A 17600-nucleotide genomic window follows, 5' to 3' on the forward strand; every position below is an offset into this window, starting at 1 on the left:
ATCGAGGAAATCACCACGGGCACTGACGGGAAACAACTTTGGCATCTGAACGCTCCATCTATCAGAGCGTTGCTACGACCATATGACTTTGCCGGCCCCGAAGTCGTGATACGTGGACAAAAACTCCCCGCCTGACGCGGAAAACCCCCGGGCCATCTCCCTTGGAGACTGCCCGGGGGTTTTCCCTTCCGTGGTGGAGTTAACTGCTGATGGCTGACGTCATCTCGTCGACTGCTTTCTTGCCGGCTTCATCTGCCGAGAGCCTGTTGAACAGCACCTCAGAGGTGTAGCGCTTGATGATTTCCTGGATGGCACCTGCGCCCTTCGGCGGCGGGGCGGGAGCCTCGCCGAGTTCGGTCTTGATCTGGTCGATGAACTTCACAACCTTGACGTCTGCAGGGGTCAGCTTGGTGGAAATCGCCTTGCGCACATCGGTATTCGGGTAGACCCCGCGGTCGGCCAGGAGTGCTTCGCCGGCCTTGGCGTCGTTCGCGAGGAAGTTGATGAACTTGGCGACCTCCTCAGGATGCTTGGTTCTGGAGGATGCCGACCAGAACTGCGAGGCCTTGTACCAGAGTTGGGCATCAGCAGCGGAGCCGGTCTTTGTGGGGAACCTCAGAATCTTCAATTCTGAGCCCGCAGCCTTTTCCAGTGCGGGAAGCTGGTTGGACCACCAGAAGGCGAGTCCGTTCTTGCCCGTTGCGAGACCGCTCTGGTCCAGGGGCGCGGCGTCAGCTTCAACAACCTCTGAGGCCGAGGGAACTGCCTTGCCCTCACTCATCTGCTTGAGGAACGCCCACCAGGCGGCGATGTCCGCCGGCTCAAAGCCGAGCTTGCCATCTTCGGTGTAGAGGGACTTTCCGTTCTGCCTCAGCCAGACCCCAAGGGATGCCTCATCTGTCCCGTAGGCCGCCGCCCCGTAGGTGCCCTTCGGGGACTTGGCCGTCACCTCGGCAGAGATCCGTTCGAAGTCTTCCCAGGTCCAGGTCGCGTCGTCGGGCAATGCCACACCGGCAGCCTTGAACACAGCCGGGTTTGCAAGGATGGTGGCTGCATTGATGCCGGCCGGGATACCCGTCAGGCCGTCGTCGCTCTGCCCCGCCTTCAGCGTGGCCTCGTCGAGCTTGGAGGTGTCGATGCCGTACTTCGACAGGTCAAGCAGGGCTCCGCGGCTGGAGTACTCGGTGATGTACTTCTCGTCCATCTGGATGATGTCGGGAGCGTCGTTGGCAGCCACCTGCGTGGCCAGCTTGTCCCAGTAACCGCTCCAGTCGCCGTATTCCGGCTTGATCTTGATGTTCGGGTTCTCGGCTTCGAAGGCCTTGATGGCTTCCTGGGTCACCTGCGCCCTCTTGTCGCTGCCCCACCAGGAGAAACGGAGTTCAACCTTTCCGTCGGGGCTCTGGGCGCCGGATCCCCCGCCGCAGGCACTGAGTGCAAGGACGACGGCGGCAGCGGCAGCAACCGCTCCTCCCATTCGCAGCCTTCGCGGGGTCTTCGATACCTTGGGCCGGGCGGTCCCGGCGTCAGGTGCAGGCTTGGAGAACAGTTGCACAGTTCACTCCGATCTTCTTTGATCTTGAAGGGTCAGGAAAACGCTTTCCAACTAATATTATAAGTAGCTATCTTGTATTACAAGTACTTGGGCTTGATTGCACGGGAGCGGTCGGCGCTGGCACTCAGCCCAGCGTTAGGTCCCGCGCCTACTTGATGCCGGTCGTGGCGATTCCCTTGATGAGGAACCTTTGCCCGAAGAGGAAAACCAGGAACACGGGCAGAAGGGAAACGATGGACATGGCGAAGAGCGAGCCCCAGCTGGTGGCGGACTGCGAATCCACGAACGCCCGCAGCGCAACGGGAACAGTAAACATGTCCGGGTCCGTCAGGTAGATGAGGGCCCCGAAGAAGTCGTTCCAGGTCCAGATGAAGGTAAAGATGGCGGTGGTGGCCAGCGCGGGGACCATCAGCGGCAGAATCACCCGCAGGAAAATCCGCGGATGGCCGGCGCCGTCAATCCTCGCCGCTTCATCAAGCTCCCTTGGGATGCCCCGGATGAACTGGACCATGAGGAACACGAAGAATGCATCTGTTGCCAGGAGCTTCGGAACGATGAGCGGCCAGAAGGTGTTCACCCAGCCAATCTGCGAGAACAGGATGTACTGCGGGACAATCACCACGTGGAACGGCAGCATGATGGTGAGCAGCATGATGCCGAAGAAGATCTTCTGCCCCGTGAACTGGAGCCTGGCGAAAGCGTAGGCGGCCATGGAGCACGAGATCAGGTTGCCCAGGATTGATCCCAGCACCACCACCGCGGAATTGATCATGTAGTGGCCGAACGGGTGGGTCAGAGCCGACCATCCGTCCGTGTAGTTGCCCATTTCCAGGGTGTTGAGCCACAGGCCCGGGTCGCGGAAGATGAGTTCGTTGGCGCGCAGCGAGGAAACAACCATCCACAGCAGCGGGTAGATCATGACTCCGCCGGTGGCGATCAGGATCGCGTGCTTGATCAGTGCCTTGGTCCGAGCGCGCCGGCTAAAGGCAAGGCCACCGGGTGATTCGCGGATTTTGCGTGGCCCTCGGGAGTTCGTTGGCTTGCCGGCCGGAGCTTTCTTACTCGGGGCGGGCAGCGCTTCCAGCTTAGTCGTCATAGAAAACCCAATACTTTGCAGCGATGAAGTTGATGGCGGTGAATGCGCCGATAATGACCAGCAGGAACCAGGCCATGGCGGAGGCGTATCCCATGTCGAACTGGCCGAAGCCCTTCTGGTACAGGTAGAGCGTGAAGAACATCGTCGAATCCGAAGGGCCGCCGTTGCCGCCGGAGACGATGAACGCCTGGGTGAATGACTGGAATGATCCGATGATCTGCAGCACCAGGTTGAAGAAGATGATGGGGCTCAGGAGCGGCAGGGTGATGCGCCAGAACTGCTGCAACTTGGTGGCACCGTCCACCTCGGCGGCTTCGTAGTACATGTTGGGTATCTGGCGCAGACCGGCGAGGAAGATGATCATCGGAGCGCCGAAGGTCCAGACGTGGAGCAGGATGATCGATCCCAGTGCCGTATTCGGGTCAGAGATCCACCCCGGCCCCTCGATGCCGGCAAGGGCAAGCACCTGGTTCACGAGGCCGGTGGTGCCGAAGATCTGCTTCCACAGGATCGCGATGGCCACCGAGCCGCCGAGCAGCGACGGCAAGTAGAAGACAGAGCGGTAGAACGGCAGGCCCCGCAGGCCCTTGTCCAGCACCAGCGCGATCAGCAGGGCAACCGCAAGCTGCAGCGGAACGCCGACGAGTACGTACGTGAACGTCACCCCGAGCGAATTGTGCAGCCTCGCGTCGGTGAACATCCGCTGAAAGTTCTCCAGCCCCACCCACTCCGGGGCCTGAATCAGGTTGTAGTCGGTGAACGAGAGGTACAGCGACATAACCATGGGACCGACGGTGATGGCCACCAGCCCCACCAGCCACGGCAGCAGGAAGATATAGGCGGCCTTGTTGTCCCGCCCGCTGGCCTTCTTCTCTTCGGCAGTCTTCGGCCCCTTGCGGCGCGAGAGGGACGTGAGTTCGGTGATGGCACTCACTGCGAGCACCTCGCTCGCTGCGGCTTAGGTATGTGTTGAGCGGCCATGCGGTCTCCTTTGGTCATCGTGGCCATTCCCGCGCGGGCGGTCCGCCCCAGGCAGTCCCGGGGCCGCCCCGTGCCGCGGATTATTGCTCCGTTCGGCGGAAGGGCTTTGTGCCCTCCGTCACTTTTCGTGAAGCGGTCGGTACAACGGTAAACGCTTTCCAAGGTGATGTACAGATTATTTCGGAAATTCAGGAAACCGCTTTCCATGTCAGGCCAAATCGGCGGGGGCCCACACTCACACTGATGCGAGAAAGCGTTTTCTCGGGTACGGTGTTAGTGCCTGCGTTTTCTCCCTGTCCAGCAATTACTTCCCCGCAAGGATCAACCCGCATGTCGCAATCTTCGGCTTACGCTCCTTCCCCTGCCGCCGCTCCCGCTCCCCAAAGGGGACAGAACCCGGTGCCCCGGGTAGCACTCGTCGGCGTACACGGTTTCGGTGCGCGGCACCTTGCCAACCTGGCCCGGCTGCAGACCTCCGGAGTGCTCGATTTCGTGGCTGTAGCGGACCCCCGCCCGCCCGCAGACGGAGTCCTCAAGGACTCCGTAGCCGTCTTCGAAACGCTCGATCATCTCCTTCAGGCGGGGACCGCTCCGGATGTAGTCATCCTGGCTACCCCCATCCAGACGCATGTTCCCCTCGCCATGGCTGCCCTATCCGCAGGCGCGGACGTTTATGTAGAGAAGCCGCCGGCAGCGTCCCTGCAGCAGTTCCAGGAACTGCTGCAGGGCGCCGAATCTGCAGGCCGGCTCGTCCAGGTTGGCTTCCAGAGCCTGGGGTCTGACGCGCTGCCCGCCATCCGGCGCCTTATCGCGGATGGGGAAATTGGAGACGTGCTCGGATTGGGCGCCACGGGGACCTGGCTCAGGACGCGCAGCTACTTCAAGCGCTCCCGCTGGGCCGGCAAGAGGGCAATCAACGGAACCGATGTTGTTGACGGCGTGGCCACCAACGCGCTGGCACACGCCGTGGTGACGGGCCTCAGCGTGGCCGCTGCCCGCACCCTTGATGATGTAGCCAGCGTGGAAACCGATCTCTACCGCGCCCACCCTACGGAAAGCGACGACACGTCGGTGGTCCGGGTCCGTACCTCCGGGGGACAGGTTCTCACCTGTGCACTGACCCTTTGTGCCGCCCGGCAGACACGTCCGTCCGTTACTGTTTTCGGCACGGCAGGCAAGGCAGAGCTCTTTTACACGGAGGACGAACTGGTGGTGAGCACTGACCACGGCGAGCGCCGGGAAGTGTTCGCCCGCACGGATCTGCTGGAGAATCTGCTGGAGGTACGTGCCTCGGGCGGAGAGCTGCTCAGCCCGCTGTCCGGCTCGGGAGCCTTTATGGCTGTGCTCGAAGCAGTCCGCACGGCACCCGCCCCGCAGCAGATCGACGAGAAGTACATCAAGTGGGAAGGCAACGACGATGACGCCCACCCCGTTGTGGACGGAATCGCCGAACTGATCGAACGGGCCACCCTCGCCCAGGCAACGTTCTCCGAGCTGGGCGCACCGTGGGCCAGAGCGCTGGAGCCAGCCGCCACTTTCACTGTCGCCGGACGCGAAGTAGCAAGCTATCAGGACGGCGGCCGCATCCGTCCCGTCTCATCCCCACGGCCTTACCTGCATCCGGTTCGCACTCTGGCCGGCACGGTTGTGACTGACCACCAGCCCACCGATCATGTGTGGCACCTTGGCGTTGGCGTTGCAGTGCAGGACGTCAGCGGCATCAACTTCTGGGGCGGGCGGACGTACACGCGCGACGACGGCCGCTACGTATGGCGCCCGGATCACGGCATGATCGTGCGCACCTCAACGAGCAGTGACTCATCCGTCGGTGCGCTATCTGAGGTCCTGTCCTGGGTCGGCCCCGACGGCACGGCGGTCCTGTCCGAGCAGCGGCACTGGCGGTATGACGCCGTCAGCCCGTCGGTGTGGAAGCTGACGCTGGACTTCGAACTTTCGCCCACCGGACCTGAGTCGGTGGCGCTCGGCAGCCCGGGCTCCAACGGCCGCGAAAACGGCGGCTACGGCGGCTTCTTCTGGCGGTTGCCACCCACCGACGGCGCGCGGGTCCGGACGGCCGGCACCGAGGGCGAGGACGCCGTGCACGGAACGGTCGCCCCGTGGCTGGCCTGGAGCGGAATGTTCGGCGCAGCTGGAACACCCGGGAGTGGCGACGCGGCCACCTTGGTGTTCCTCGCATCCCCGCAGGCACCTGATCCGTGGTTCGTCCGGCTGGCCGGCTACCCGGGGGTGGGGCTCTCGCTCGCCTGGGACAGGCCGCTCACCGTCACCCGGGACACCCCGGTCCGGCGCACCGTCACGGTACTGGTCGCGGACGGAATCCTGGACATCACAGACATTGCACAACTCACCGAATCCTTGGGGGAATCCGCATGAACGTTCCTGCATCCGCCACCGCACTGGCCGGCTCCGCACTGACCGGATCCGCACCGGTTCCAACCCCACAGACGGGCACCGCACTGCCCGGCAACCTGCACGACAGGGCCGCCAAACGGCGGCGGGTGCTGGACATCCTCGACGCCGCGGGGCGCGACTCACTGCTCCTGACCAGCCACACCGCCCTCACGTGGTATCTCGACGGCAGCCGCGTGCACATCAGCCTGGCGGGCGATCCGATCGCGGCGCTCCTCGTGGATCGCACCGGTGACCATCTCATCACCTTCAATAACGAGGCCGAACGCCTCGCCGCCGAAGAGCTGCCGCCCGGCGTCGAACTTCACACGGTGCCCTGGCACGGACAGTTCGCCGATGCCGTCGGTGCGCTCACCGGCCCCGGCGGGCCGCTGGCAGAGAAGGCCGTGGCAGCGGAACTGCGGTCCGCCCGCCAGCCGATGCTGCCCGGCGAGAGCGCCCGCTATGCGCGGCTGTGTGCCGATGCCGCCCGCGCCATGACCGACGTCCTGTCCCGGACGGCGCCGGAGACCACCGAGTTCGAGGTTGCGTCCGCCCTGGCCGCACGGATCGTCGCGGCCGGCGCCGAACCCCTGGTCCTGCTCTGCAACGGCAGCTCACGCGGCGCGTTCCGGCACCCGCTCCCCACCCCTGCGCCCCTGGGCCGGCGCGCCATGGCCGTGGTGTGCGCCCGGCGGCACGGCCTGGTGGCCAACCTGACCAGGTGGGTGCGGTTCGACGGCGGGACGCCAGAGGAGCGGGACGCCGAGGAACGCATCGCCGCGGTCGAGGCGGACATTTTTGACGCCACGGTTCCCGGCGCCAGACTCGGCGGCATCTTCGCCGAAATCCAAGCCGCGTACGCCCGGCACGGTTTCGGCGCCGACCAGTGGACGCTGCACCACCAGGGCGGACCCGCGGGCTACGCTGGCCGCGACCCGCGCGCCACCGCCGACACCGACGACGTCGTGGTGCCCGACCAGGCCTTCACCTGGAATCCGTCCGGTCCGGGCGTCAAAATCGAGGACACCGTGCAGCTGACGCCGGCGGGAACCCGCGTTCTGACGCTCGACCCGAGGTGGCCGGCGTCGGACGTCAACGGACTCCCCCGACCGCTGACCCTCCAGCTGTAGCTGACCCAACTAGGTAGCAGCACAGGGCGTTCCCAGGCCTGGGAACGCCCTGTGCTGCTACTTACTTGGGGGTGAGAGGCACCTACGAGAGCCGGAACGCCGGGTCCGCCGGCAGGTCGAAGCTGCGGTCCCGCTGCTCGGGCAGGAGTGCGGCGGCGAAGCTGAACCCGAGGCCCGGCAGGCCGGTGCCATATAGGCGGCTGTCGCGGATCCGGACCGGCGGCGGGCCCGCCAGGATGCCCAGCTGTTCGAAGGAAGCGTCCTCCACGTCCTCCACGCTGACGGCCTCGGCGAGGGTCAGGGCGAGCTGGCCGGACAGCTCGGGCAGCAGGTGCGGCGCCACCCGGACGCTGTTGGCCCGGGCCAGCTCAACGATGCGGCGGAACGGCGTAATGCCGCCCACCCGGATGATGTTGGGCTGGATGATGTCCACGGCCTCGGCCTCGATGAAGTCCCGGAAACGGTAGATGGTGTGGACGTTCTCGCCCAGGGCGATGGGTACCGGCGACTGTTTCCGCAGCCGGCGGTAGGCCGAGAGGTCGTCGGCGCGCAGCGGTTCCTCCAGCCAGTCCAGGCCGAACTGGCAAAGCACGTCCAGGGCACGGAGGGCAGCGGGGAGGTCCCAGCGCTGGTTCGCGTCGACCATGAGCCGGCGGTCCGGGCCGAGCACGGAGCGGACCGCGGCCACGCGCTCGGCGTCCTCCGCCAGGTCCGGCTTGCCCACCTTGATCTTCACGGCCTGGTGCCCCGCGGCCACCCACCGTTCGGTCTGGGCCACGAGTTCGTCGAGGGAGTAGTGCAGGTTCACGCCCGAGCCGTAGACCTCCACCGATTCCTGCCGCTGGCCCAGCAGCCCGGCCACGGACACGCCCGCGGTGCGGGCGGCCAGGTCCCAGAGGGCGAGGTCGACGCCGGCCATCGCGATGGTGGTGAGCCCGCCGCCGCCGGCCTCGTGCAGCCGTTTCCAGAGCTGGTCCCAGACCACCTCCGGGTTCGCGTCCAGCCCGGTAATGAAGGGGGCGATGTCGTGGTCCAAGAGGGCCTTGACCGCCTGCGGCCCGATGGTGGGCGTCCAGGAAAAACCGTGCCCCGCACCGCCGTCGTCCGTAAAAAGGCTGGTGGCGATAATGTGGTTCTCCGGCGCATCGGCTCCCCAGCTGCGCCGCAGGGGCACCGTGATCAGGCGCGTGTGGAGTCCGGCGATCCTGGCCATCAGCGGCCGGCCAGCTCGTGGCCCTTGGCCAGGATCGCCTTGAGCTCCACGAGCTGGTCCTCGGTGGGGTCAACCAGCGGGGGCCTGACCGGCCCGACGGCCAGTCCGTTGAGGCGCAGCCCGGCCTTGATCAGGGAGACGCCGAAGCCGGGCGTCTGGTCGCGCAGGCGCACGAGGGGCGCGTAGAAGCCCTCGAGCAGGGCCTGCCGGCGGTCCTCATCGCCGCTCGCGTAGGCGTCATAGTAGGCCGTGGCGATTTCCGGGGCCATGGCGAAGGCCGCCGAGGAGTACAGCGGGATGCCGAGCCCACGGTACGCGCCCTGCGTCAGTTCGGCGGTCAGCAGGCCGTTGAAGAGCAGGAAGTCGTCGCGGCCGCTGGCTTTGACGGCGGAGACGATCTCCTGGGCCACGCCGACGTCCCCGATGCCGTCCTTGAAGCCGATCACCTTGGGGTTATTGGTGAGCTGCGTAATGGCCTCGGCCGTGAACCTGGCCGTGCCGCGGTGGTAGACGATGACCGGGAGGCTGCTCGCGCCGGCCACCGCCTCCATGTAGGCCACCACACCGTCGGTGGGCCCGGACACCAGGTACGGCGGCAGGACCAGCAGGGCGTCGGCGCCCGCCTCCTCGGCCGCACGGGCGGCGGCCAGCGCGTGCCCCAGGGGTCCGCCGGCGCCGGCGATGACCGGCACCTGGCCTTTGACGGTTTCGACGGCGGCCGTCACCACGGTGCGCACCTCGTCGATGCTCAGGGCATGGAATTCGCCGGTGCCGCACGCCGGGAACACCCCGCCGGGACGGTGCGCGAGGCGCGAGGCGATGTGTTCCTTCAGGATCTCAACGTCCACTGCGCCGTCGGCGCCGAAGGGGGTGACGGGGAAGAAGAGCACGCCGTCGAGTTTCATTTGGTCTCCTGTGATCCGGGTGTGGCTGGTCCTGTACTGGCTGATGCTGCAGTGGTGAGTCCGGTGGTAGCGCCGACGAGTTCTGCCTGGCCGAGTTCCGTGCGCCACGTTCGCCGGGGTTCCCAGCCGAGCAGCCGCCTGGCTTTGTCGATGGAAAAGGCGGGGCTGCTGCCGGTGAGCCCCGCGGCGTGCCCTTCGCTGCCGGGAACGAACCTCGGCAGAAGAGCGGCCAGCGGTTCGGCGGCCAGCGCATCGGCGGCGCCCACGAAGAAGGTCTCGCCGTTGGGGATGGAGTCCATGTTCCGCAGGAGCACGTCCAGGAAGTCGGCCACGTCCCGGGCATCCACGTAGTTGAAGAGCGCCGGCGCGGACAGCGCGGGATCGGCGAGCCGTTCGCGGACGGTGTGCCCCTGCTGGGTGGGGGCGCCCGCCCACTCCTCCGGCGAAATGACATAGCAGGGCCGGAACGCCGCATACCGGATGCGGTCCCCCTGCGCCGCGGCGAACATCTGCACCGTTTGCTCGGCAATCAGTTTGGACAGCGCGTAGGCGTTCCACGGGCGGGGCGTGGTTTCCTCGTCCACCGGGAAGGACTCCGGCAGCCAGCCGGCGGGCGAACCGTAGCCCAGGACGGTGGGGCTGCTGGCCGTGATGATCTTCCCGATCCCCAGTTCGGTGGCCGCACTGACCACCGCGAAGGCGAGCCGCGTGTTGGTGCTGAAAATGACGTCCTCAGGCGCGCTGAAAGGCACGGCGATAGCAGCGAGGTGGATGACGGCGTCGGGCGCTGTGCGTCTAAGGAGGCGGAACGCCTCGCCGGGGACCAGCAGGTCCGCCGTTTCCTGTTCGACGCCGGCCGGGAACGTGCCGTCCGGAACGGCGTCCCGGTCCGCCGAGATCACCTCGTGGCCCGCTTCGGCCAGGCCGGCAACCACGCTGCGACCGAGCCGTCCGGCGCCGCCGGTAACAAGAATTCTGCTCATGGTGTTGTTTCCTGTTCCTGCTGCGCTCAGGCCCGGCCGCGGCGCAGTTCGACGCCCAGGCCAAGCTCGCTGATGCGGACGGGGAGTTTGGTTTCCAGCGACAGGTTGCCCGCGATGCCGACGGACACCGAGCGCAGCCCGTCCAGGTAGCCGGAGGGCCTGCCCAGCGGGTCCTCGCCCGGGCCGTTGAAGAGGTCGGAGAGCAGGAGGTTGTCGCCTCCGCCGTGGCCGCCCTCGCCGTTGACGATGGGCACCTCGTAGGCGGGCTCCCAGTGGCGCTGGACGACGAGGCGCTCACCGTTGCGGCGCACGGCGCCGTCCTCCTCCACGGGCGTGGCGGACGGGTCCACCACGGTTTTCTTGTCGCTGCTGTGGACGACGGCCGCACGCTCCACCACCTCCAGCTCGGCCCGGCCTTCGGTCCCGTTGACGGCAACCCGGTAGCCCTCCCACGGGCTGTGGGCGTTCAGGGAGTAGCTGAGTGTGGGCCCGCCGTCGTAATCCACTGTGAGCGCCAGGTTGTCCTCGATGGTGATGCCCTCGGTGAAGACGTCCTGGTCCCGGCGGTAGCCGTCGAACTTTTCGTTGTCGTAGTACAGCCCGCGCAGCCGTTCGTCCTCCCGGAGGTCCAGCGCGAAGGGGTCTTTGGTTCCTTCCGCTTCCGGGAGCGTGCCGCGCTCTGTTGTGCCGCGCACTGGCCGGGCGCCGAGGCCGCGCTCCGCTGCATTTTTGGCGCCGTAGAACCGCAGGCCGCCGGACGCGTAGACCCGCTCGGGAACGTCGTCGATCCACCAGTTCACCAGGTCGAAGTGGTGGGAGGCCTTGTGGATGAGCAGGCCGCCGGAGTTCCCCTTGTCCCGGTGCCAGCGGCGGAAGTAGTCGGCGCCGTGGACCGTGTCCAGGACCCAGCTGAAGTCGATGGAGGTGACCTTGCCGATCACGCCGTCCTGGATGACCTGCTTGAGCGCGCTGTTCCGGGGGGAGTAGCGGTAGTTGAACGTGACCACCACGTTGCGGCCGGTGGCCGCAACGGCCGAGGTGATGCGGCGGCAGCCCTCGGCGTCGATGGTCAGCGGCTTTTCAACCACGACGTCGGCCCCCGCCTCCAGCGCTTCGACGATGTAGTCCGCGTGGGTGTAGTCCGGGGTGGTGACGATGACCCGGTCGATCGCGTTGGTCCTGATGTATTCGGTCAGGTTGCCGGGTTCGAACGAGTCAGCGGGTCCCTCCGCCCCGAGTTCCCGGATGAGCCGCTGGTAGTACTCCACGCGGCCGGGATTGGCGTCGGAGAGGGCCACCAGTTCGGTCACATCCGCGTGCCGGCCGAGGATGGCGCGGATGTACATTTCCGAGCGGCCGCCGGTGCCGATCAGGGCGATGCGGGACCGCGTGATCCGTGTTTTCGTTTCAGGCTGTGGCTGCTGGGCGGTGTCGGCATTGACCATGGGTGGGCCCCTTTCCAAAGGCGGTAGGCGGGCCGCTTGACGCCCTGCCCACATGAAGGAAGAATCCTGAGAAAGCGTTTTCTCGAAACGTTATAAGCTTTGTATCAAGACACCGGCGAGCACGTCAACCATCTGACGCAGGAGCCGGAGGGCCGCGGCAGCGGCGGGGAACAGGAAGGAAGCAGATGGGCAGGAGAACCGGCACCCGGCGGATCGGCATTGCGGACGTCGCCATCAGGGCCGGCGTCTCGCATGCCACCGTTTCCCGCGTGATGAACGGCAACTTCACCGTGGATCCGGCCATTGCCCAGCGCGTGCGGGACGCGGCCGCCGAACTGAACTACCAGCCAAATCCCGTGGGCCGCAGCCTGGCCCTGGGCAAGACCGACACCATCGGCATCGTGGTGCCGGACCTCGCCAACCCCACATTCCAGGCCATCCTGCGCGGGCTGAGCATGGCCGCAGCCCAGGACGGCTACCGGGTGCTCATCGCCGACTCCTCGGAGGTCTCCAGCGAGGAGGCTATTCTGGCCGGGGAAGCACGGCGGCGCTGCGACGGGCTGGTGCTGTGCGCGCCGCGCATGGGCGACGCCGAACTCGAGGAGCTTGCGCCGTCACTGCACCCCATGGTCCTGATCAACCGCAGTACCACTGAAACCCGAGTGCCAAGCCTTGAAGTCGACTACAGCCAGGGCGTGCAGGAGCTCGCGGAACACCTGGTGGGCCTGGGGCATACCAGCATCGCTTTCCTGGCCGGTCCCGCCCGAAGTGCCTCCAACCGGGCCCGCATGGCGGGCCTGGACAAGTTCCGGGCGGCTCATCCCGGCGTCGAACTCCGGATGCTCGAGGGCGGCTCGAGCTTCGAGACCGGCCACGAAGCAGTGGATGAGGTGCTGGCCAGCGGGGTGACGGGGGTGCTTGCGTTCAACGACCTCGTGGCCATGGGGCTGCTCAGCGGACTGCATGAACGCGGGGTCCGCGTTCCCGAGGACATCTCCATCACCGGCTTCGACGACATCCCCTTCGCCCGGTACACCACCCCGCCGCTCACCACCGCCGCCGTTCCCATCACGGAACTCGGCGAACGCGCTTGGCACAGCCTCCGGGCCCTGATCCGCAGCGCCGAGGCGCCCGACGAGGAGACCACCTTCCAGCCGCGCCTGGAGATCCGGGGAAGCACGGGCCCTGCGGCAAACTAGCCACCCACCATTGGAGTTTTTGTCCAGATAATGGCCGCTAAAGGGCCTCTAAGTCGCGACAAGTGGACAAAAACTCCAAGCCCTGCACGAATTCGGGGACCCCCGCGGACTTAGGGGCCGCCGTCGTTATGACTTGGCCGGGAGCAGGAGCACGTCGACGAGCTCCGTCAGGCCGCCGGCCATGTCCACTTTCTTGTCGTACAGCCACTGCAGCTGGAGCCCGTCGAAGGCGGCGATCACCAGCCGGGCGAGTGACTCCGCAGTGACGTCGGAGCGGACCTCCCCCGCATCCTGGCGCCGGCCGATGTCGAGCGCCAGCTCCTCGACCAGCTGGGAGTACCTGTCCTGGAAGTAGCCGTGCGAAGCGTGCCCGGGATCATTGGCCGTAGCCGATGCCACCGCGTAAAGCGTGGTCAGCCCGGGCTCTTTCTCGTTCCGTTCCGCGACCGAGGCCAGCATGGACAGGCCAAACTCGGCCAATCCCCCGATGTCCCTGCTGCGCCGGTCGCGCTCGGCAAGCACCGCCGTCAGCAGCTCCTGCTTGCCGCTGAAGTAGTGGAAAAGCGTTGCTTCCTTGACCCCCACAAGCTCGGCCACGCGCTTTAGCGCCGCGCCCTCGAAGCCTTCGCTGGCAAATACATCTGTGGCGGTCTGGATGATCTGCTCGCGGCGTTCGGCGCCTTTGGCGTACTGCCCGCGGGGCTTGGAGGGAGACATTTCGCCAGTTTATTTCACGGCTCCGGCTGCCGGCGGACAAGTCAACATCCAGCAAAACCTAGTCACACTCGGTTTTCGGCGCTAGGCTTACTCTGCGGCCCAACGGTGGGTCACTTTTTCGTCAGGAGGCAATGTGGCCATCGAATCCCTCTCCGAGGAGACCGCGGCACCGCCCGCACTCTCTTCAACCGCAGGACCGTCCGTCGAGGTTCCCCTCAAAGCACCCCGGGCCTACGTCATCGGCATGCCCATCGCCAGCGCCGGCCTGTGGATGGCCCTGCTCGCGCCGGCCCTCGTGGTCCTCGCCATCAGGTCTCGGAGATCACCACTCCGGAAACCAGGGCCGGAGCACTGAGCCTGGTGGCCGGCGTCGGGGCCGTCATCGCCCTGCTGGCAAACCCGTTCTTCGGACGCCTGAGCGACCGCACCACCTCCCGGTTCGGCATGCGCAAGCCGTGGATCGTCGGCGGTTCGCTGATCGGACTCACCGCGCTCTTCTTCCTGGGCCTCGCCGGCGATGTAGCCGGCGTCCTGGGTGCCTGGGTGGTGGCGCAGCTGGGCTTCAACGCCGCGCTGGCCGCCCTCGTTGCGACCCTCCCGGACCAGGCCGCCCCCGCCGAGCGCGGCCGCCTCTCCGGCCTCATCGGCATGACCCTGCCGATCGGCCTCGTGGCTGCGGCCTACTTCGCGCAGCTCTTCGACAATGCCTTCCAGATGGCGGTGGTTCCGGGCATCGTAGGCACCGCACTGGCCATCGGCTTCGCCTTCACCTTCAAGGACCGGGTCCTCACCGAACGGCCGGCGCCTTTGGACCTCAAGGAAATCCTGGGCTCGTTCTACTTCGATCCGCGCCTCCACCCCGGCCTCGGCTGGGCCTGGCTGACCAAGTTCATGGTCTACATCGGCTACTGTGCAGGGCTGCTCTACCTGCCGTACTTCTTCGCGGACCAGCTCCATGTGGCCGAGGAAAGCATCCCCTCGCTGGTCTTCCAGGCCACCCTGGTCAGCTCCGCGGGCACCGTGGTCACCAGCATCGCGGGCGGCTGGATCAGCGACCGGATCGGCAAACGCAAGACCCTGGTCATCGCCTCCAGCCTCATCATCATGGCGGGCCTCATCGTCATCGCGATGAGTCCGGGTACGGACCAGGTCCTCGTCGGCCAGGCGATCGTGGGCCTCGGCCTGGGCTGCTTCGGCGCCGTCGATGTGGCCCTCATCGCCGACCTGCTGCCCAGCGGCCAGACCGAGAATGCCAAGACCTTCGGGGTGTTCAACATCGCCCAGGCGCTCCCCCAGTCCATCGTGCCCGCCGTCGCCTTCCCCGTCATCGCCCTCGGCGGCTACCCCGCCCTCTTCCTCGGCGGGGCCGCCGTCGGGATCATCGGCGCCGTCCTCGTCACCCGCATCAAAGGAGTCAAGTAAGTGAACCCCACCCTGTCCGCACAAAAGACCCTCCGCGCCGCAAACGCTGACCTGCCGGAGGACGCCGAGGCGCGCCTGCGCGAACTCGCCGGGAGCCTGAGCCTGGAGCAGCAGGTCACGCTGCTCACCGGCGCCGATGTCTGGTCCACCCACGCCCTGCCGGATATCGGCCTGAGCCGGATCGTGCTGTCCGACGGCCCCGCCGGCGTCAGGGGCGAAGACTTCGACGAGCGGCACGACTCAGTCTCCCTGCCGTCGTCGTCCGCCCTGTCCGCCACGTGGAGCGTGGACATCGCCCGCCGCTACGGCCAGGTGCTGGGCCAGGAGGCGCGCCGGAAGGGTGTGCACGCCGTCCTCGGCCCCACGATCAACCTGCACCGCTCCCCGCTGGGCGGCCGCCACTTCGAATGCATGAGCGAGGATCCGCGCCTCACCGCCACCCTGGCCGCGGGGTACGTCTCCGGCGTGCAGTCGATGGGCGTGGGCGCCACGCCGAAGCACTACCTCGCCAACGAGGCCGAGACCGACCGGTTCACCTCCGACTCCGTCGTCGATGAACGGCCCCTGCGAGAGCTGTACCTGGCCGCGTTCGAGGACGCCATCACCGAGGCCCGGGCCTGGCTGGTCATGAGCTCCTACAACTCCATCAACGGCACCACGGCCAGCGAGAACAAGCTGCTCGAAACTCCGCTGTCCACCGAGTGGGGTTTCGACGGCGTCGTGGTCTCAGACTGGACCGGCGTGCGCTCGGTGGAGGCCGCCAACGCCCGCCAGGACCTGGAGATGCCGGGTCCGGTGGGCCACTGGGGCGCCAAGCTGCTCGCCGCCGTCGAGGACGGCCGTGTCAGCCGGGACGCGGTCCTGGAAAAGGTCACCCGCATCCTGCGCCTCGCCGCCCGGGTCGGTGCGCTCGACGGCTTCGAGCCGGCCACCGCCTTCCCCACGGAACTCGACGGCGCCCAGGTGGCCCGCGAGGTGGCAGTCCGCGGCGCCGTGCTGGTCCGCAACGAGGGCGGCCTGCTCCCCCTCGACGCCAAGCTGCTCGGCAGCGTCGCCGTCATCGGTCACAACGCCGAGGAAGCACGCACGCAGGGCGGCGGCAGCGCCACCGTCATGCCCAGGTACACCGTTTCGCCGCTGGAGGGCCTGCGCAAAGCACTTCCCGACGACGTCACAGTCACTTACGCCCGCGGCGCCAAGGTGGCCGAGGGGCTGCAGCCGTTCGCCCGCAAGGCCCTGCACAACCCGGTCAGCGGCGTGCCCGGCATGCGCGTCACCTTCCTGGCCGCCGACGGCACGGAGATCTCCGGCGAGGACCGGCTGGCTTCGCACCTGATCTGGTTCGGGGTCGGCATTCCGGAGGGCACGGCGGCCATCCGCATGCAGACCGAGTGGACGGCGGAAACTGCAGGTGTCCGCCACCTTGGCGTGGGAACGGTGGGCCACATCGCCGTCTCCATCGACGGTTCCGAGGTCTTCAACGGCGAACTGGAAGACGACACCGATGTCCTGGGCGCCGCCCTGTTCGACCCGCCCCAGACTATCCACGCCTTCGAGGCCGCGGCCGGCCAGCGGTTCGCCATCGACGCCCTGTACCAGCTGCCGCAGCAGCAGGAGATCCCGCTGACGGCCATCCTGCTCGGCGAGGAAGCCATCGTCGCCGACCCCCAGGCCGAGATCCGGGCGGCCATCGAGGCTGCACGGGCCGCCGATGTCGCCGTCGTGGTGGTGGGCACCAACGCCGCGATCGAATCAGAGGGCTTCGACCGGAAGGACCTGGACCTCCCCGGCTACCAGAACGAGCTTGTTGAGGCCGTGGCCGCGGTTAATCCGCGCACCGTGGTGGTGGTCAACTCCGGTTCACCGGTGCTGATGCCATGGCTGGACAGGGTCGGCTCGGTGCTGCTGGGCTGGTTCGGCGGCCAGGAATTCGGCACCGCCGTGGCGGACATCCTGCTCGGCAAGGAAGAGCCAGCCGGCCGGCTGCCCACCACCTGGCCGGCGGCACTCGAGGACGTGCCCGTACTGAACACCACGCCCGTTGACGGCAAGGTGGTCTACAGCGAGGGCATCCATGTGGGCTACCGCGCCTGGCTCAGGCAGCAGGCCGGGGGCGGCGCCGCCCCGCTGCTGCCGTTCGGCTTCGGGCTGGGCTACACGACGTTCGAACTCGGCACCGCGCACGCACCGCAGTCCGTTCCGGCCGGCCAGGACATCGTGGTGCACGTCCCTGTCCGGAACACCGGCACCCGCACCGGCCGCGAAGTGGTCCAAGTCTACCTGTCCCGCGAGGATTCCGCGGTGGAGCGGCCTGTGCGCTGGCTGGCCGGATACGCCGGGACGCACCTGGCGGCGGGCGGCACGGACACCGTCGAGGTCAGGATCCCGTCCCGGGCCTTTGGCCATTACGACGGCGGCTGGCAGGTTGAGCGCGGCTCCTTCCGCCTGCTGGTGGGCCGGCACGCTGCCGACGATTTCCAGGCGCTGGAGGTCGAGGTCCGCTAACCCCTTTGGAGTTTTTGTCCAGATATCGCGAGTTAAG

At 67.0% G+C, this 17600-nt stretch carries 14 protein-coding genes; 6 read left to right on the forward strand and 8 right to left on the reverse strand.

Annotation, left to right across the window (positions count from 1 at the left end; genetic code table 11):
• Positions 1 to 199 precede the first annotated feature (199 nt).
• From ACFVTE_RS22515 to ACFVTE_RS22525, 3 genes are all read right to left on the reverse strand, one after another.
• A complete protein-coding gene (locus ACFVTE_RS22515; RefSeq protein WP_387104533.1) occupies positions 200 to 1555 on the reverse strand; it encodes an ABC transporter substrate-binding protein in 1356 nt (451 codons plus the stop codon).
• 148 nt (positions 1556 to 1703) lie between these two features.
• Entirely contained in the window at positions 1704 to 2651 is a 948-nt protein-coding gene (locus ACFVTE_RS22520; RefSeq protein WP_387104535.1) for a carbohydrate ABC transporter permease, read from the reverse strand.
• On the reverse strand, positions 2641 to 3585 hold the full coding sequence (locus ACFVTE_RS22525) for a carbohydrate ABC transporter permease (protein WP_387104537.1): 945 nt from the start codon (positions 3583 to 3585) through the stop codon (positions 2641 to 2643). The genes ACFVTE_RS22520 and ACFVTE_RS22525 overlap by 11 nt, the downstream gene beginning before the upstream one ends.
• A gap of 377 nt (positions 3586 to 3962) precedes the next feature.
• Here ACFVTE_RS22525 and ACFVTE_RS22530 point away from each other — a divergent pair, with 377 nt between their 5' ends.
• Positions 3963 to 6026 carry a DUF6807 family protein gene (locus ACFVTE_RS22530; RefSeq protein WP_387104538.1) on the forward strand — a complete coding sequence of 688 codons (2064 nt, stop codon included), beginning with the start codon at positions 3963 to 3965 and terminating at the stop codon, positions 6024 to 6026.
• Positions 6023 to 7174, forward strand: a complete 1152-nt coding sequence (locus ACFVTE_RS22535) for a M24 family metallopeptidase (protein ID WP_387104540.1) — start codon at positions 6023 to 6025, stop codon at positions 7172 to 7174. The genes ACFVTE_RS22530 and ACFVTE_RS22535 overlap by 4 nt, the downstream gene beginning before the upstream one ends.
• A gap of 82 nt (positions 7175 to 7256) precedes the next feature.
• On the opposite strand, the gene ACFVTE_RS22540 is transcribed toward ACFVTE_RS22535, so the two are convergent.
• The 4 genes from ACFVTE_RS22540 to ACFVTE_RS22555 are packed head-to-tail and all read right to left on the reverse strand — an operon-like array spanning position 7257 to position 11720.
• Positions 7257 to 8390, reverse strand: coding sequence for a mandelate racemase/muconate lactonizing enzyme family protein (locus ACFVTE_RS22540; RefSeq protein ID WP_387104704.1), 1134 nt, complete (start codon positions 8388 to 8390; stop codon positions 7257 to 7259).
• Positions 8387 to 9292, reverse strand: a complete 906-nt coding sequence (locus ACFVTE_RS22545) for a 5-dehydro-4-deoxyglucarate dehydratase (protein ID WP_387104543.1) — start codon at positions 9290 to 9292, stop codon at positions 8387 to 8389. Before ACFVTE_RS22545 ends, ACFVTE_RS22540 begins: the two co-directional genes overlap by 4 nt.
• The gene (locus ACFVTE_RS22550) at positions 9289 to 10275 is read right to left on the reverse strand and encodes an NAD-dependent epimerase/dehydratase family protein (RefSeq protein WP_387104546.1); all 987 of its coding nucleotides are present in this window, start codon (positions 10273 to 10275) and stop codon (positions 9289 to 9291) included. Before ACFVTE_RS22550 ends, ACFVTE_RS22545 begins: the two co-directional genes overlap by 4 nt.
• Positions 10276 to 10301: 26 nt before the next feature.
• Positions 10302 to 11720 carry a Gfo/Idh/MocA family protein gene (locus ACFVTE_RS22555; protein ID WP_387104549.1) on the reverse strand — a complete coding sequence of 473 codons (1419 nt, stop codon included), beginning with the start codon at positions 11718 to 11720 and terminating at the stop codon, positions 10302 to 10304.
• Positions 11721 to 11905: 185 nt separating this feature from the next.
• On the opposite strand from ACFVTE_RS22555, the gene ACFVTE_RS22560 reads away from it, so the two are divergent.
• A complete protein-coding gene (locus ACFVTE_RS22560; protein WP_387104552.1) occupies positions 11906 to 12919 on the forward strand; it encodes a LacI family DNA-binding transcriptional regulator in 1014 nt (337 codons plus the stop codon).
• Between the two features lie 126 nt (positions 12920 to 13045).
• On the opposite strand, the gene ACFVTE_RS22565 is transcribed toward ACFVTE_RS22560, so the two are convergent.
• Positions 13046 to 13636: a TetR/AcrR family transcriptional regulator gene (locus ACFVTE_RS22565; RefSeq protein ID WP_387104554.1), complete on the reverse strand. Its 591-nt coding sequence runs from the start codon at positions 13634 to 13636 to the stop codon at positions 13046 to 13048.
• A 133-nt stretch (positions 13637 to 13769) separates the two neighbouring features.
• Here ACFVTE_RS22565 and ACFVTE_RS22570 point away from each other — a divergent pair, with 133 nt between their 5' ends.
• The 3 genes from ACFVTE_RS22570 to ACFVTE_RS22580 are packed head-to-tail and all read left to right on the forward strand — an operon-like array spanning position 13770 to position 17563.
• Complete coding sequence (locus ACFVTE_RS22570; RefSeq protein WP_387104557.1) at positions 13770 to 13991, forward strand: hypothetical protein; 222 nt, start codon at positions 13770 to 13772, stop codon at positions 13989 to 13991.
• A 5-nt stretch (positions 13992 to 13996) separates the two neighbouring features.
• Positions 13997 to 15058, forward strand: a complete 1062-nt coding sequence (locus ACFVTE_RS22575; protein WP_387104559.1) for an MFS transporter — start codon at positions 13997 to 13999, stop codon at positions 15056 to 15058.
• Positions 15059 to 17563, forward strand: coding sequence for a beta-glucosidase (locus ACFVTE_RS22580; RefSeq protein WP_387104561.1), 2505 nt, complete (start codon positions 15059 to 15061; stop codon positions 17561 to 17563). It begins immediately after the preceding gene.
• The last annotated feature ends 37 nt before the right edge of the window (positions 17564 to 17600 follow it).

It is taken from the genome of Arthrobacter sp. NPDC058097 (genome assembly GCF_042884885.1).
Lineage (GTDB): Bacteria > Actinomycetota > Actinomycetes > Actinomycetales > Micrococcaceae > Arthrobacter.

Bases quoted from the DNA above. Each gene is read 5' to 3' on its own strand.
- ACFVTE_RS22530 (WP_387104538.1), top strand. From the start codon at position 3,963: ATGTCGCAATCTTCGGCTTACGCTCCTTCCCCTGCCGCCGCTCCCGCT.
- ACFVTE_RS22550 (WP_387104546.1), bottom strand. From the start codon at position 10,275: ATGAGCAGAATTCTTGTTACCGGCGGCGCCGGACGGCTCGGTCGCAGC.
- ACFVTE_RS22520 (WP_387104535.1), bottom strand. From the start codon at position 2,651: ATGACGACTAAGCTGGAAGCGCTGCCCGCCCCGAGTAAGAAAGCTCCG.
- ACFVTE_RS22565 (WP_387104554.1), bottom strand. From the start codon at position 13,636: ATGTCTCCCTCCAAGCCCCGCGGGCAGTACGCCAAAGGCGCCGAACGC.
- ACFVTE_RS22545 (WP_387104543.1), bottom strand. From the start codon at position 9,292: ATGAAACTCGACGGCGTGCTCTTCTTCCCCGTCACCCCCTTCGGCGCC.
- ACFVTE_RS22535 (WP_387104540.1), top strand. From the start codon at position 6,023: ATGAACGTTCCTGCATCCGCCACCGCACTGGCCGGCTCCGCACTGACC.
- ACFVTE_RS22560 (WP_387104552.1), top strand. From the start codon at position 11,906: ATGGGCAGGAGAACCGGCACCCGGCGGATCGGCATTGCGGACGTCGCC.
- ACFVTE_RS22555 (WP_387104549.1), bottom strand. From the start codon at position 11,720: ATGGTCAATGCCGACACCGCCCAGCAGCCACAGCCTGAAACGAAAACA.